This is a genomic window from Okeania sp. SIO1H4 (assembly GCF_010672695.1).
Lineage (GTDB): Bacteria > Cyanobacteriota > Cyanobacteriia > Cyanobacteriales > Microcoleaceae > Okeania > Okeania hirsuta.
In genome coordinates this window covers 5,911-21,933 of sequence record NZ_JAAHGB010000089.1, presented here as the reverse complement: position 1 = coordinate 21,933, position 16,023 = coordinate 5,911, and the positions used below count along the sequence as shown (strand labels likewise).

Sequence of the window (16,023 nt, the reverse complement as noted above, 5' to 3'; positions counted from 1 at the left end):
GAGCAAAATCTTCTAGGGCACAATAGGAGAAACAACCGCTCATTGTACCCATAATTACTAACAGTAATACTAACCATAATGGATAACGTCTGCCTCTGGCAGCTCGAAAATCTGGTAACTGGGCCAAAATTTGTAACAAGTTCATTTCTATCTAAGCCCTAAATAGAGAATATTTGGCTTCACTCAATACTTGACACCAATCATTGTACTCCTCAATATTTTTCTCTGGCGACAATGAATTAGCCCTGCCTCCCAGGAGGGGAGCCAGGAGGGGAAGTAGGGGATTTGAGCTTCGCTCCAAAAATATTTCGCCTTAAAAGGCGGGGTTGCGCGACCCATAACCCGTGGTATCCACAATTGGTTGGGGTTTTGTAGACACGAAGTGGCGTGTCGGAGACTATCCCCACGAATATTGATTCTGTCTCCAGAATTGCTGTCTCCTGACTCCTTCTTCAATCAATCCAAGATTTGGCCAAAACACACCATCCATCGGTACTATTACTCACAGTCCAACGGGCGTTCATCAGACTATAAGAATATTTCAACATTTTACCATTTTCGGAAATGTAAGTGCCACTGGCATGATCTATCTCCCCCCAGGGATCGTTAACTACCCAATATCCCCCACCTGGAGTATTTTTGTCATCTTCATAACCAATAACTACAATCCAGTGGCCTCCACCCGATGGGTTATTAGAAGAGCCTTTGTGAAGAATCCCACAGGGAACAGGAATGCCTCGGTTGAGGTACTTCTTGAGAGTATTATTATTTGCGTTTTGAACATAATCAGCAGTAACTCCAAAGTGTCGCAGAGTTTGAATTTGAACCCAGGAGTCAGTAGTGTCTCCTCTGTTGAAAACTTCACGAACGTAATCATCATCACCCCTGATGACTCCAGGTCGGAGATAATTTAACAGCATCGCACAAGAAGAAGAAAAACAAGTGCGATGAGCATCGCGATAGTTGTCACCCTGAGAAAAGTAAGTGACATCTAGACTTACTCCAGCAGAGGAACGACCAATTTTTTTAGCAGGGTGAGAACGGTAAATTTTTACCCACTCTGCATCGTTATTGTAAAAGTTATCGGGCAAAGAGGAAGCGATTTTCAGGAAAGCATTACGATGGTTGGGGTTGTTACTATCATAATACTTAACAAAATCAAGCAGTTTTGAGTCAGGAAATCTGGTATTATTCATGATTGGAATCCTTAAAAATAGTCAGGGTAGATTAGTTGCTAATCTCAGGTAAATTTATCCTGACCTTTTGTGTTCTACCTATACTTATCTATCGTGATTTTTGGGTTATGCAACTTGCCCAAAAATCATTGGAACTGGACAAATTATCAGAAGTGATTGAGCGGAAATTATTGAGATCAAACGTCCGAAAAAAATAGTGAGGGTAGATTAGTTGCTGAAGCAGGTTAATGAGAATAGTTTATATCGACTTTGTTGTATTAAAAGAGTTGATCCTACTAATACAATTTTTGATTTGTGCATTGACTCAATGTCAGGGTTTTAATAATACTGCCATCGGGTCAAATAATCCTAATCCAGCTAGATATGATAATTCATTATTGCTGATGAAATTATTGCTTAAAAAAAGATTTTTTTCATCATCCCGACGATCAACTAAACTAGGCAGTATTGTTTTTACCCCATTAACCATAACCTTGTTCCATTTGGGAAGCTCATTAGCAGCACCTTGATAATCTCCTTGATTGAGTTTTTCTACCAAAGTGCTATATTTGAATGTACCAATTCCTACGTTATAACAGAAAGATATTAAAGCATCAAACTGGTTTTGGGTAAGAGAAACTCTAATTAATTGATTAACTTCATCAGCAACCCGATCGACTTTATCTTGAAGGAATTTTCTGGCTTGCTCTATGCTAATTTCATCTCCTTGTTTCACCTTTTTACCATCAGGATATTCGGTAGTTCCATAACCAATACTCCATATTTCTACTGAGTTGAGATAAGCATCAAGAGATAATCCTTCCCATTTTTTGATTAGATTTAGGCAGTTTTGTGATCTTGTTAGTAGAGCTTGCATTATTTGACTCCTGTAAAATAGTAAAAGTAGATTAGTTGTTGGAATAGGTTAATTAGAATAGTTTGTGTCTCAACCTTGTTCCATTACAAATAATCCTCATCCAGGTAGATTTGGTCTAACAAAAAATTGCATTAAATTGCACGTTTAATTTTAAACAAACCTCAAAAACCATTCCACAATTGTCAATGTGTATTTTTTTGCACGTTCAGGGCAGGAACATAATTTTTTGTGTAAATTAATTCACATTGTAGTATTTGATCCAGAAATATCTAAAGATTAAATATCAGCACATTTCTACTTAAAAGACATGAAAATATATTAGCTACTATATAGCAATCCTAAATAATTTGTAAAAAATATATAGCACTTCCCATACTTGTGAGGTACAAAATTTTTTAGCTTTAGGAGTCAGGAGACAGGAGTCAGGAGTCAGGAGTCAGGAGTTAGGAGTTAAATATAAGGTGTATTATACCAAATTGATAAATTTTTCCTACAAATAGCTAGGATATTTCTTAGGAGTCAACCCACCCGCGTGCCCCTCCCAACCCACCCCTAACCCCTCCCAGGAGGGGAGGGGAAGTTAGGAGTCAGGAATTAGGAGTCAAAATCAATGGCTTAAATACCATTTTTTAGGTGATAAATCATCCTTTTTGTCAAATGGCATATCCTGCATTTGTCTTTTTGTTCTTCTTACTATTCGTAACATTTTTTTTTGAATTGGTATTAGGTGTACCTCATGAGTCCGAGAAATGCTATAAGAACAAATAAAAACTATGAAATTCTGATATTTGTTGCCTATTTACTAATTCTCAGATTTTTTTTCAGAACATATTTAGGATTACTTATAATTTGAATATTATCGCTTTTCATCCCTTGATGCTGTAAGAATTCATCATATCATGTCCCGATAATTAGTGATAAAAAAACTTTCTTCTACTCTTCCTTCTTCTTCCCACTCCTCCGTAGTTATTTATAACTATTTAACCGGACATAATATTAAGTTATCGTTATATCAATAACCAGAGATAGTGAAGCTTGAATAAAAATCATGAATAAAGAAATATTTGACCACATATACTCTCATTTGCCAGAAAGTGAAAAACAAATACTGCACTTGCGTTTATCGAATCAAAAATATCAACAAATTGCTCAGATAATGAATTGTGACCAATCTAATGTAGGTCGAAAATTAAAAGCGATCGCTGCTAAATTCAACTATTCAGAATCTAGTCTGGAGCGGGAAGAATATTTAGTGAAAATATTTAGCCAATATAAACCTGATTTAGTTAGTGATGAGTTACGGAATTATTATGGTTTTCATATCAGTCAAGTTGTTATTCCTGGTAGACCAGAAAAATTAGATTCTCCTTTTTATATACAACGTTATCGAATTAGACGTTGTTCTGTGGAGTCTGAATGTTACGGAGAAATAGAAAAACCAGGTTCTTTAGTCAGAATAAAAGCACCGAAAAAAATGGGTAAAACTTCTCTACTTCAACGGATACAAGCCCAAGCTAATCAAAATAATTATATTCCTGTTTATTTGAGATTTGACACTCTGATTGAACCCCAAAATATCAGCAATATTAATAGTTTCATCAAAGCATTTAATAAAAATATAAAAAGTCGATTTACTGATGCGCCAGAGGGAAATTCCTGGGATGATGATAATGCAAAAATATCTTGTACTCAAGAATTGAAAGCCTTGTTATTTCATTTAGAAAAAAAACTAGTATTACTATTAGATGAAGTCGATGAAATTTTCAACTACCCAGAAATATCTAAAAACTTTTTTACCATGTTAAGAAGTTGGTATGAAGAAAGTAATAATTTTGAAATTTGGGGAAATCTCAGAATGGTAATTGCTTATTCCACAGAATATCATGGCAAATTAGATATTTATCAATCTCCTTTTAATGTAGGTTTACCCATAGAATTAAAAGAATTTACATCAGAGCAGGTAACTCAATTAACATATTTACATCAACTTGACCCAGAAATAGTAACTCCTTTAATGTCTATGGTGGGAGGACATCCTTATCTGATCAGATTAGCGTTATACAAAATGTTTCAGGATGAATTGACAATTGAAGAACTATTAAAATATGCCCCTACTGAAACTGGAATTTATCAAGAACATTTAAGTAGACATTTAGAAACTATGGCAGAAAAGTCAAAAATAAAAGTAGTTTTTCAGGAAATTTTAAAAGCTAATTCTCCAGTACGTTTACCTAATAAAAATCGTGAGGTACATCAATTAGAAGCTATGGGATTAATTACAATTAAAGGTGATTATGCTCAACCTCGTTGTAATTTATATCGACAATATTTTCAGGAGCGGTGAGAAGAAGGAGACAGGAGACAGGAGACAGGAGATGGAACAAGGAGTCAGGAGACAGGAGACAGGAGTCAGGAGATGGAAAAAGGAGACAGGAGACAGGAGTCAGGAGATGGAAAAAGGAGTCAGGAGACAGGAGTCAGGAGACAGGAGATGGAACAAGGAGTCAGGAGACAGGAGACAGGAGATGGAAGAAGGAGATGGAACAAGGAGTTAGAATTATGCTTTTTGGAACGTAGTTTGAAGAAGGAGTTAATAGTCAGAATGAAAAGAGAACCTGCTAAAAACTTTCGAGATTTAATAGTTTGGCAAAAAGCACATTAACTTGTTTTAGAAGTCTATGGTTTTAGCAGCAATTTCCCAAAAACAGATTTTTGAATATTGCACAAGGTTCATTAGAAGAAAAGAAGAAAATCGGTATTACCTAATTCTAGCAAATGACCTTGAATCTAGAGATATTTCAAAAGTTATATTGTATCTCAAAGAAGTAAGTAAACTATTAGATTCATATATCAACGTAATTGAAAAACCCAGGTAATCTCTCATACCAATTTTAAAAAAAATGCTATAGTTAAGTGGTACTTCAATTATTAAGTAATTAACACAGACTGAATAACTTTTTTGATAATTAGCACCCTAGTTATTGTTAATCATTCTTATGTTTAATACCAGTTTGAAAAAAGAATGTTACGAATAATAAGCGTCAACTAAAATCTTTCATCTAAATGTACAAGGTATTACAATTGATAATTTAATGGTAAAAAATGATGATAATAGCAGCTTCTACTGACTACTGACTATTGACTATTGACTACTATAAGCAGTCCAAATATTTGTAACAAACATTTTCAAATTGGTATAATTCCCCTCCTGGGAGGGGTTAGGGGTAGGTTTCCCGCAATGGGAAAATGTAGCAAACATTGATCGCGCTTGGTATAACACCTAATACCTCTTCCTCCTGTCTCCTGACTCCTTCTCAAACAGACTTCCTACTCCTTTTTCCTCCTGTCTCCTGACTCCTGTCTCCTGACTCCTTCTCAAACTGAAAAACACCAACTAAAATTTAAAAAAAATCATGAATTATCAATCAAGTGGAGGGAGTTTATCAGCAAATAATCCCACTTATGTAGTCAGAAAACAAGATGGAGAATTATCTCAAAAACTCCAAGCAGGAGAATATTGTTATGTATTTAATGCTCGTCAAATGGGTAAGTCTAGTTTGAGGGTAAGAGTGATGAAAGAATTACGCTCTCAAGGTTGTCAATGTATCCCTATTGACATGACTAGATTATGTGATTTTTCCATAGAAAAACAATCTTGGTATGAGGGTTTTTTCAGAGAAATATTTTATGGATGTGAGTTAGACAATAGTATCAATTATCAACAGTGGATAATCAGTCATCAAAATTTGACGAATCTTCAAAGTTTTGCTCAGTTTATTGAAGAAATTTTATTTGTTAATTTTCCTAATCCCCAAAAAATATATATTTTTCTTGATGAAATTGATGTACTGGTAAATTGCCCTTTTAAAAATGAAATTTTAGGTTTTATTCGTTCTTGTTATAATCGTCGTGCTGAGGATGAAAAATCTGATTATCATCGCCTAATTTTTTGTTTTTTTGGAGTAGCAACTCCAGAGGATTTAATTAGAGAGGGAAAACATACTCCTTTTAATATTGGTCATCCGATTGAATTAACAGAGTTAACTTTTGCAGATGGAAAAATATTAACTCAGGGGTTAGATGGAATAGTAGAAGAACCCGAAGTTGTTTTGCAAAAAGTTTTTGATTGGAGCGGAGGTCAACCTTTTTTAACTCAAAAAATTTGTCAAATTATTGTTGATTATGCAGAGGATTATGAACCAGATGTTGATAAATTGGTAGAGGAACATATTTTGACTTATTGGGAAGAACAAGATAATCCCACTCATTTAAAATATATGCACGATTATTTAGTTAATCATGGTCAACTTGCTCCTCAATTACTGAAATTATATAAAAAAATTCTCTTGCAAGGAGAAGTTAAAGCTAACAATAGTCGAATTCAAATGGCTTTGCGGTTGTCTGGTGTAGTTATTAAAAAACAGGATAAATTAGTTATTTTTAATAAAATTTATCGGACAATTTTTAATCTAGATTGGGTGGCAGAAAAATTAGCTTATTTAGAAAGTAATCTAGAGCAACCTCAACCAAAACCTAAAAAATTAGGAATGAGTGTAGTTTTTGCTAGTTTGGCATGGGTGGGAGTTATTGGTTTTAGAAGTTTAGGTTGGCTACAAAATTTAGAGTTAAATGAGTACGACCGCTTAATGCGATGGCGACCTCCAGAACAGCCAGATCCTAATATTTTAATTGTTGAAGCTACGGCAAAAGATATTAATAAATATGGTATTGGTAGTGACTTAACTGATGAAATTTTGGCTGAGGTAATAGCCAAGTTAGAAAGTCATCAACCTACAATTATCGGTTTAGACTTTTGGAGAGAAAAACCTTTACCTTCTGAATCTGGTTATCAAAAGTTATTAAAAATTTTGAGTAATAATCAGAAAATAGTTGCTGTTTGTAGTACTAGCGAATATCACGACAATAAACCTGGTACTAAACCTCCTGAAGGAGTACCAGAAAAACGTTTAGGTTTTACTGATGTTGTTGTCGATAATGGTCAAGTTGATGTTTTCCGTCGCCATTTAATGTTTATGGGAAAACAGGCAGAAGACCCTTGTCAAACAGAGTATTCATTAAGTGCTAGGGTTGCTTTTAATTATTTGGAAAGTAAAGGATTTAAAGAAGAAGATATTACCGCAGGAAATTTTAAAGTTGGTGATGTTATTTTTAAGAAGCTTGTGGAAAGACAAGGTATTTATCAAAAAGTTGATGCTGGTGGGTTTCAAGTTTTACTTAATTATAGAAATGCCGATATGGTGGCTAATTATATTAGTATTTCAGATATTTTATCTGGGGAATTTGATGGTTTTTTAGTTAGGGATAAAATTGTACTTATTGGTAGTACAGACCCTTATGCTAGCGATCAATTTTATACTCCTTATAGTTATGTTGAAACTGTTTCTCAGAAGCAAATACCTGGAGTTGTTTTACACGCACATCAAGTTAGTCAAATTATTAGGGCAGTTTTGGATGGTAGACCTTTAATTACGTTTTGGAGTTGGTGGGTAGATTTGTTATGGATTTTTTGTTATTCTGTTTTGGGTAGTGTGATAAGTTATTGTTTTCGTCGAGTTTTATTGTTTTTCTTATTTATAGCAGGAAATATTATTATTTTATATTCAGTTAGTTTGTTTTGTTTTACTCAAGGTTTTGTGCTGCCTTTAGTGCCGTCTATTTTGGCGTTTATGATTAGTGGTGTTGCTGTTTTCTTGGTTAATATTTAGTAGTTATATCATGTCCGGTTGAACAGTTATAAATAAACGAAGGAATCAGTCTTCAGGAGTCAGGAGGGAAGAAAGAAGAAGTAAAGAGAAACTTTTTTTGATCACTAATTATCCAGACATGATATTAATATTAGCGAGTTATACTAATCGGAACCTAAAGATATACTCAATTTATGATATAGTCGATATTTAAAATTTTAGCCAACAGGTCATTTCAGTTATCAGTTTCTAGTCTAAGATTTGTCATTAGTCTATGTCCTAACTAAATAATTGGATTGATAGAGATTCTCATCCCAGTCAACACATACATCAAAATAATTAGACATCTCCTCCACGCATAGGCAGTAGGCAGTAGGCAGTAGGCAGAAAGAATTGATAATTTATGTGTGATAATTGATTTTATTTTTGATTTTTACCGAAAAATTGTGGGTATGCGCCTCCCCTTTTAAGGGGATAATAAGCGGTCGTTAGCGCAGCTTCCCGTAGGGTGGGATGGCGTACTTCGGAGCGGGTCTGTAAGAACGGGTCTCCTCGCCATATCCAATCGACCAAGAGAAGAAAAATTTTCATGATTAGTCTATCCTCTTCTTTTCAAGGAGAGCTAATAATTAATTATCATTTTCTTTGTGGGTTTAATACCCCACCGTCAACGGGGGTGTTCACGCATTACTTGGGGGAGCGAATCCCCATGTAATTTTCCTCCTGTCTCCTGTCTCCTGTCTCCTGTCTCCTTCTTCAATAATTATTAATTATTAATTGTTGAACAGATGTCTATTTGGTTGATAGAGATTCTCATCCCATTAAACATTCACACTCCCATTAACCAGGGTTGTTTCATTAAATATGAAACGTATTGGGGAGTGAGTTTAGGAAGTATGGGTTAGTGGGAGATATGGGAAAATCGAACTGCTTCATAAAACTGATATAAAACGTCACATCGATGCGACAAATTGATGTTTACTTCCTGCTTCTGCTGAGGCCGTCGGCGGTTACTCATCCACAGGCATTAACGGTCAAGCCAACCGCATCTCTACACTCTATACTTACATTTAAGTCTTTGTCAATTAACATAACTAAAAAAGTCCTCAAACCCTTACTACGCCGTTTTAGCGTAGGGAGCGAGATTTCAGGATAGGTCTACGTCTATATAGATAGACACCCCAGAAATGCGAATAGCAGGGATTAGTGCAGAAGATACAAAGCGTCACCCTCGTTACTACTTGCCTGTGAGAACTATCGTATTATGTCGATAAATTGCGCAAATTGTTAACTAAGTCGAAACTCCCCACATTCCCCTGCTACCGGATTTGATATTAATATCAAATCCGTTTAATTGGACATAAAAAAATCTTCAATCGTCATAACTACCCTCATCTTTGTAATTCTTTCTCCTCCTGAGGACTGTCTCCTGACTCCTGAGGACTCCTAACTTAACCATTCTATGGCTGTTTAACCGGATTTGATAACCCATAACGAAAAAGAGGTGTTGGTAAAGCGCGTGTATGATATTAATCTTAATTACTTAGGAGTCAACCCACCCCTCGCCCCTCCCCCTCCCAGGAAGGGAAGTCAGTCGGACCGAGTCAGGAGGAAAGAAAGAAGAATAAACAGGAGTGGAAGGAGAAAGTTTTTTGTTCACTAATTATCCAGGCATGATATCATACCTCAAATCACCAACGCCCGAAAAAGATAAAAAAAACCAGTAAGAATTAGAATAAACCAAAACTCTATTCCATACTGCCAAAACAACACCATAAACTCCGTTATGTGGCATCAGTATATCCGACAAGAAGTTCAAATCCATCTCAAAAACTTTATTTATCCACTGCTAAGACCAAAACGTGTAGCAGTCTTTGAAGCTTGCTTAATCGGAATCGTATCAGGATTAGCAGCAGTCATACTAAAAGAAGGTGCAGGATGGCTAGGTAGTTTGCGTATAGCTGCATCCCTCAAATATCCACCTTGGCTATTATTACCAATTTTTGGCGCGGTTGGAGGACTTGTGGCAGGTTTATTAGTAGAACGTTTAGCACCAGAAGCAGGAGGAAGTGGAGTACCCCAAGTCAAAGCTGCCCTCTCAGGTATGCGCATTCCCTTAAACTTCCCGATCGCCATGGTCAAAATGTTCACTACCATCCTGACAGTAGGTTCTGGATTAACATTAGGGCGACAAGGCCCAACAGTGCAAATAGGTGCATCCTTAGCAGCTTGGATCAGTCGTTTAGTTCCCACTTCTCCAAGTTACCGTCGTCAGTTAATTGCTTGTGGTGCTGCTGCTGGGTTAGCTGCTGGTTTCAACGCTCCCATCGCCGGAGTTTTATTTGTAGTAGAAGACCTAATGCACGATGTTTCTGGTATCACCTTGGGGCCAGCAATTATTGCTTCTTTCGTCGGTGCAGTTGTTTCCCAAATGCTAGGGGGAGAAAGTTTATACTTAGATAAGAGCAGTTACTTAGATACCTCAATTACAGGATTTTTACACCTCAAAGAAATTCCTTTTTACATAATTTTGGGAATGTTAGCAGGTTTATTAGGGACAGTATTTAGTCGAGGAATTATTGCGACTTCCATATTTCAGCGCCAACTAAAATTAACATTACCTTGGCGAATAGCTATCACAGGATTAATTAGTGGTTTAATTATCGCATCTTTACCAGAATCATTTCGTAACCATACTGGTTTAAGAGAATTGCTAGGCAGTAACGAAGCCAACTTAAAATGGAGTTTCATTGCTTTTGCCGAACACTTTCTCTTAACAATATTTGCCGCCAGTTCTGGTGCCCCGGGCGGATTTTTTGCTCCATCCTTAGTTATTGGATCTGCCCTGGGTCAGATAGTTGGAATTTGCCAAAGTAATGTAGTCGGCATCGAACAACCAACAATTTTTGCTCTAGCAGGAATGGGGGCATTCTTTTGTGCTGTCTCAAGAGCACCCATGACAGCAGTAGTAATTATTTTTGAGAAGACACAAGATTTTCGCTTAGTGTTGCCACTAATGATTGTTTCTATTGTCGCTTTATTGATGGCAGAAAAGATAGATAAGAAGTCTTTATCCGACCGGGTTTTAGATTTCAAAGGTCTACAACTCAAGAAGGAGAAGTCAGCAAATGATTATTTGAGCAATATTCGTGCGGATGAAGTCATGCACACTCCTGTAGAAACTCTTGATTTTAATTTAACTTTGGATGAGGTAAAGCAGAAGTTTTCTAATTCCCATCATCGAGGTTTTCCAGCGCTTGATGATAGTGGCTTGCTCGTAGGTATTGTCACTCAGACAGATTTAGCTTACACTCGCAAACGCGAACTTTCTGGAGACACCCTATTAAAAGAGTTTATGACACCTCATCCCATGACAGTTAAAACTACAGATAATCTCAGCGAAGTTTTGTATCTTTTACATCAATACAAACTTAGTCGTTTACCTGTAATGGAAGGTCGTCATTTGGTAGGAATTATCACTGATACTGATATTATCCGAATAGAATCTGAACAAATAGGTAAGACAAATCTGGGAACTCATAGTCAAAAACCTTCTTATATAGTTTATCAAACGCGATCGCCTCAAATAGGGAATGGTCGATTATTAGTACCATTAAGTAATCCTAGTACCGCCCCCGCATTACTAAAACTCGCCGCTGTCATCGCCCGGCAACGCAACTATGAATTAGAATGTTTACAAGTTTTGATTGTGCCTCGTCAAAGTTCCCCAGATGAGACTGTCGTAGATACAACTAAGAGTCGTCGTTTATTAGCAATGGCAGAGCGCATAGCTAAGGATTTGAAAATTCCTATGCACACTCAAATTCGGGTTGGTCACGATGTTGCTGATACTATTTTGGAAACTATTAAGGAAAGACATATATCTCTAATACTGATGGGTTGGAAGGGTGACTATTCTGCTTCTGGTCGTGTTTTTGGCAGTATTGTGGATACTCTGATGCGACAAGCTATTTGTGAAGTAATAGTAGTGAAATGGGGAGCTAGAAAGTTAAAAGAGGAAGAAATATTCAAAGGTATTACTAAGACTAATGAAAGATTTGAAGCAGACCGGGATAATCTTGTTTCTGATAATATGTATTCTTTTTTAGGATGGCGACGGTGGTTAGTACCCATTCGAGATATTCCTACACAAGCAGCAGCAGTAAAGCTTTTGCCTGCCTTGGTTTCTTTGAGTGTGAAGCCAGAAATTCTCTTATGTCAGGTTTTAACTAAGTCTGTTGTTAAGCCTAATATTGAGGAAATGAAACAAGCAGCAAAGATTCTTCAGAATCGCTTGGATACAGAAGTTATGGCTACTGTAGTCTGTGCTACTTCTGTTTCAATTGCTGTAGTTGATTTGGCTGATGCTCATAACTGTGACGTTGTAGTTATTGGTGCTAGTAAGGAAGGATTTTTGAAACAAGCAATTAATGGCAATATTCCAGAGGCGATCGCTCGTGGTTGTGATTGTACTGTAATTCTGGTGCGGACTGCTTATAGTGAATGATATCTGATCAGGAGATGGGGAGATGGGGAGATGGGGAGATGAGAGTATTTTTCTACCTGCAAGGAAAGCTACCAGGTTTGCTATTGGGCGACGCGGGGTCTCATATCAAATCCGGATGATTAGTTATCGTATAGCTGAGGAGTCAGGAGTCAGGAGTCAGGAGTCAGGAGAAAGAAAGGATTTGAATAGCATGAATTTTTAAATTCGTATTCAATAGACATCTCCTCGAAAAGAGGGAGCAGGAAGTAGGGACGTTGCATGCAACGTCCCTACAGAGTAGGGGAATTGAAGAAGGAGACAGGAGACAGGAGACAGGAGACAGGAGGAAAATTATATGGGGATTCGCTCCCCCAAGTAATGCGTGAACACCCCCGTTGACGGTGGGGTATTAAACCCACAAAGAAAATGATAATTGATAATTTATGGATAATAATTAATTTGATTTTTGATTATTGGAGATGTTTAATAGAAAATCTGTATTAAGATAAAGTAATTTTGCGATTACTGTATAACCGGATTTTATATCATCCGCTTTTTCCCCATTCTCGTTCCTGAATTTCCACAACTTCCTCAGGCTGAGGACGGAAGCCAAAAGCACATACCGCGTCCAAAGATACGATCGGGGGTTCTATAAGATTTTAGTTATTGGACACCTCCTGCAATTTGTAAATATGCCAGCGCACATTGCTATATGATTTAAATGCGTAACAATTTAGCACTACGGATTTAGGGCCTGGAGATTTTTTAATTTTGCTTCCTGAATAATTCCGCAGGGAAAAACTTAGTTACAGATTAATTCTAACTTATGACTTGCCTATAGCGCTATAATATTTGCCCAATATCTATACAACTTTATCAAATCTTTATAATCAAGGGTGTTTTTGATAAAGATTTGATGAAGATTGTTGCTTTTGTGAATATACAGGTTGATATCAGCTTTTATTTATGTCTATACTGTGAACAATTGATTTTGCTGAGAAAGTAATTTCAATAGGGGGTGCTTCACAAAGATGAAATATTAACTCAAGGTAATTTACGATTATGGATCAACAGGAATTTCCTCAAGTAGATACGGATAAAGAGGATTACGCACCGGGTGAAACCGTGACTATTACGGCGACTGGATTTGAACTAGGTTCAACGATTAAGTTTGAGATTGAAGATGACCCTACTGATCCTGGAGATGATGGGGATGTGGATGCATATGATCCTATTGAAGTCACTGATGGAGGTGAAGGTGACCTGGATGGTACAGAGAATGGTCAGGTAGTGACAACCTGGGAAGTACCGACAGATAATAATGGTACTGGCTTGGGTCCACCAGATGCGTTGAATGCAACGTTAAATTTGACTGCGACTGGGAGTAATGGTCAGGTTGCGACAACAACTTTTACAGATTCCTTTCCAGAGACCTTCTTGACTACCAACAACCTATCAATTGATGAAATTCAAAAATATCTGATTGTTGGTTTGAAGAGCCAGGATAATGGAGATGCAGTCAACCTCCAAAATGGTGAGTTTGGTGCAGACCGCGAGGTTCTATCACAGGGAGGAACAAGTCCAACAGGTGCCTCCTTCCCAACCATTAATAGTGTCTTCGATCAGCGGTGGGAGCCATCCAATAACGAGGCATACCTGGAACACCCAATCTTCAATACTCAAATTGCACCATTCGAGGGTATTGACTATTCAGGTAATATTGCTCTCACAAGTTCTGATGGTCAAATCTCTGTTAGTAATACCGACATCTTTGCTGACCTTGGTATCCTTACAACTAACTCAAATAATCCAGTTCAAAGTATCTCCAATGCGGACTACTTTGATGTTGGGGCAAATCAGAATAGCCCCACTGGGCAGCTTCCCACTAACTCCGCTGGCACAAATGGTGATGGTTTCACCACTGGTGTCAACCTCGATCCTCTCACCAATGAACTAGACGACTGGAAAACCTTTATTGAAGGTGCTACTGGTGAAGGAACTATAACCCAGAATATTGAGAATGAGAATTACAAGGATGGCAGTGGCCCATTTGTAATTGAGTTGGTTGAACAGGGGGGAACTGCTAACGGATCTTCCAATCTAAGTTTTACCGACACAAATGGAGATGGTGTTGTCATCATTGATGTTAACAGAGGGGGCGATGACTGGGAACTTAACAACTCAGACGTAATCATTGATGGTCCGGATGACCTCACAGCCATCTTCCGGGTCAACGGTGAATCTAACATGAACATGAGCAATACCAGTATCCAGATTGGAGAAGGTGGTATTGCCAATGATGACAACCCATTTGGAGCGATTTTCTTCAAGGGTGATTCTGAAGGAAATAGTGGTGATGCGGTTTTCTCCGGTAATAACGTTGTTTTCAATGGAATTGCCTTCTGGGAATTAGACGGAGGAAGCAATGATAATGGTCAGAACGAAATTGACATTCAGAACGGTCAAGGTTGTGCACAGTTTATTGGTGACACGGTACTGCATAGTGACAGTCGCTTTAATCTATGTACTGTGTCAGCTGGGGAACAACCCGATATCCTCGACTTTGGCGACCTAACGGACAACTATCAGACACTTCTGGCTAGTAATGGTCCCAGCCATGTCATTAACCCAAATATTCAAATTGGTGCATTAATTGATGATGAGACAGACGGTCAACCTAGTGCCAATGCTGATGGTGATGGCAATGATGAAGATGGTGTAACCATCCCCACATTGACAGCTGGTGAGAATGCAACGTTCGAGGTTGATGTCACCAACAATACGGGTAGTGATGCAACTCTCTATGGTTTCATTGACTGGAACAACGATGGTGATTTTGATGATACAGGTGAAACAGCTACCACAACAGTCAGTGATGGTACGACTAACGGTACTGCCAACTTGAACTTCTCCGTACCCAATGGTGCAGCTACTGATACACCGGTAGGTGCTCGTTTCCGCTTGAGTACAGACAGTGGTCTTGATGCAACAGGGGCAGCTAGCGATGGCGAGGTAGAAGATTATCTAGTTACTGTTCAAGAAGAACCTGACCCCAGCATCGAAGTAGTCAAACTGAATGACGCCAACGATGACGGCCAATTCAGCGACAACGAGCAAACCACACCAGGAGACACAGTTACCTTCCAGGGAACAATTGAAAATACCTCAGATGTAGAAGTCACCATCGACTCCATTAGCGATGACATACATCAAGACGGTATAAATGCTTCTTCCTCAGCTCAAGACTTACTAGGTACAACCCTAGCTCCTGGTGAAACAGCCACCTTCACATTTGAAGGCACAATTGCTGATGAAGAAAATCTGACAGAAATTAACACTCTGACAGTAAATGTTTCCGATGCCCAGGATAATCCAGCGAGTGCTGAGGATACATCCACCGTCACCACTCCTGACATTCTACCCACCATCGAAGTAGTCAAACTGAATGACGCCAACGATGACGGCCAATTCAGCGACAACGAGCAAACCACACCAGGAGACACAGTTACCTTCCAGGGAACAATTGAAAATACCTCAGATGTAGAAGTCACCATCGACTCCATTAGCGATGACATACATCAAGACGGTATAAATGCTTCTTCCTCAGCTCAAGACTTACTAGGTACAACCCTAGCTCCTGGTGAAACAGCCACCTTCACATTTGAAGGCACAATTGCTGATGAAGAAAATCTGACAGAAATTAACACTCTGACAGTAAATGTTTCCGATGCCCAGGATAATCCAGCGAGTGCTGAGGATACATCCACCGTCACCACTCCT

The 16,023-nt window shown here is 38.0% G+C and carries 11 protein-coding genes; 7 read left to right on the top strand and 4 right to left on the bottom strand.

The features are described from left to right. The 4 genes from F6K06_RS34375 to F6K06_RS30010 all read right to left on the bottom strand — a co-directional run. Positions 1-145: transposase family protein (locus F6K06_RS34375; protein ID WP_353734928.1), on the bottom strand; the 145-nt coding region annotated here is incomplete at its 3' end. A 38-nt stretch (positions 146-183) separates the two neighbouring features. Then, the gene (locus tag F6K06_RS30020) at positions 184-456 is read right to left on the bottom strand and encodes a hypothetical protein (RefSeq protein WP_287244370.1); all 273 of its coding nucleotides are present in this window, start codon (positions 454-456) and stop codon (positions 184-186) included. Beyond that, the gene (locus F6K06_RS30015) at positions 453-1,196 is read right to left on the bottom strand and encodes a C39 family peptidase (RefSeq protein ID WP_287244368.1); all 744 of its coding nucleotides are present in this window, start codon (positions 1,194-1,196) and stop codon (positions 453-455) included. Before F6K06_RS30015 ends, F6K06_RS30020 begins: the two co-directional genes overlap by 4 nt. Before the next feature lie 310 nt (positions 1,197-1,506). Further along, positions 1,507-2,052: a lysozyme gene (locus F6K06_RS30010; RefSeq protein ID WP_124143795.1), complete on the bottom strand. Its 546-nt coding sequence runs from the start codon at positions 2,050-2,052 to the stop codon at positions 1,507-1,509. A 1,048-nt stretch (positions 2,053-3,100) separates the two neighbouring features. Between F6K06_RS30010 and F6K06_RS30005 the strand changes: the two genes are divergently transcribed. From F6K06_RS30005 to F6K06_RS29975, 7 genes are all read left to right on the top strand, one after another. After that, complete coding sequence (locus tag F6K06_RS30005) at positions 3,101-4,396, top strand: AAA-like domain-containing protein (protein ID WP_124143796.1); 1,296 nt, start codon at positions 3,101-3,103, stop codon at positions 4,394-4,396. Further along, on the top strand, positions 4,347-4,607 hold the full coding sequence (locus tag F6K06_RS30000; protein WP_124143797.1) for a hypothetical protein: 261 nt from the start codon (positions 4,347-4,349) through the stop codon (positions 4,605-4,607). Before F6K06_RS30005 ends, F6K06_RS30000 begins: the two co-directional genes overlap by 50 nt. An 858-nt stretch (positions 4,608-5,465) precedes the next feature. Then, positions 5,466-7,778 carry a CHASE2 domain-containing protein gene (locus F6K06_RS29995; protein ID WP_124155515.1) on the top strand — a complete coding sequence of 771 codons (2,313 nt, stop codon included), beginning with the start codon at positions 5,466-5,468 and terminating at the stop codon, positions 7,776-7,778. Between the two features lie 1,459 nt (positions 7,779-9,237). Beyond that, positions 9,238-9,420 (top strand): hypothetical protein, encoded by a 183-nt coding sequence (locus F6K06_RS29990; protein ID WP_124155662.1) that lies wholly within the window; start codon positions 9,238-9,240, stop codon positions 9,418-9,420. Between the two features lie 123 nt (positions 9,421-9,543). Beyond that, positions 9,544-12,264, top strand: coding sequence for a chloride channel protein (locus F6K06_RS29985; RefSeq protein WP_124144291.1), 2,721 nt, complete (start codon positions 9,544-9,546; stop codon positions 12,262-12,264). Positions 12,265-12,286: 22 nt separating this feature from the next. Further along, the gene (locus tag F6K06_RS29980; protein ID WP_124144292.1) at positions 12,287-12,466 is read left to right on the top strand and encodes a hypothetical protein; all 180 of its coding nucleotides are present in this window, start codon (positions 12,287-12,289) and stop codon (positions 12,464-12,466) included. Positions 12,467-13,305: 839 nt separating this feature from the next. Then, positions 13,306-16,023 (top strand): GEVED domain-containing protein (locus tag F6K06_RS29975; protein ID WP_287244365.1); only part of this gene is annotated, 2,718 nt, incomplete at its 3' end.

What these genes read in the sequence shown, in the direction of transcription:
- F6K06_RS29980 (WP_124144292.1), top strand. Translation starts at nt 12,287, where the DNA reads ATGGGGAGATGGGGAGATGAGAGTATTTTTCTACCTGCAAGGAAAGCT.
- F6K06_RS30010 (WP_124143795.1), bottom strand. Translation starts at nt 2,052, where the DNA reads ATGCAAGCTCTACTAACAAGATCACAAAACTGCCTAAATCTAATCAAA.
- F6K06_RS29995 (WP_124155515.1), top strand. Translation starts at nt 5,466, where the DNA reads ATGAATTATCAATCAAGTGGAGGGAGTTTATCAGCAAATAATCCCACT.
- F6K06_RS29985 (WP_124144291.1), top strand. Translation starts at nt 9,544, where the DNA reads ATGTGGCATCAGTATATCCGACAAGAAGTTCAAATCCATCTCAAAAAC.
- F6K06_RS30015 (WP_287244368.1), bottom strand. Translation starts at nt 1,196, where the DNA reads ATGAATAATACCAGATTTCCTGACTCAAAACTGCTTGATTTTGTTAAG.
- F6K06_RS30005 (WP_124143796.1), top strand. Translation starts at nt 3,101, where the DNA reads ATGAATAAAGAAATATTTGACCACATATACTCTCATTTGCCAGAAAGT.
- F6K06_RS30000 (WP_124143797.1), top strand. Translation starts at nt 4,347, where the DNA reads ATGCTCAACCTCGTTGTAATTTATATCGACAATATTTTCAGGAGCGGT.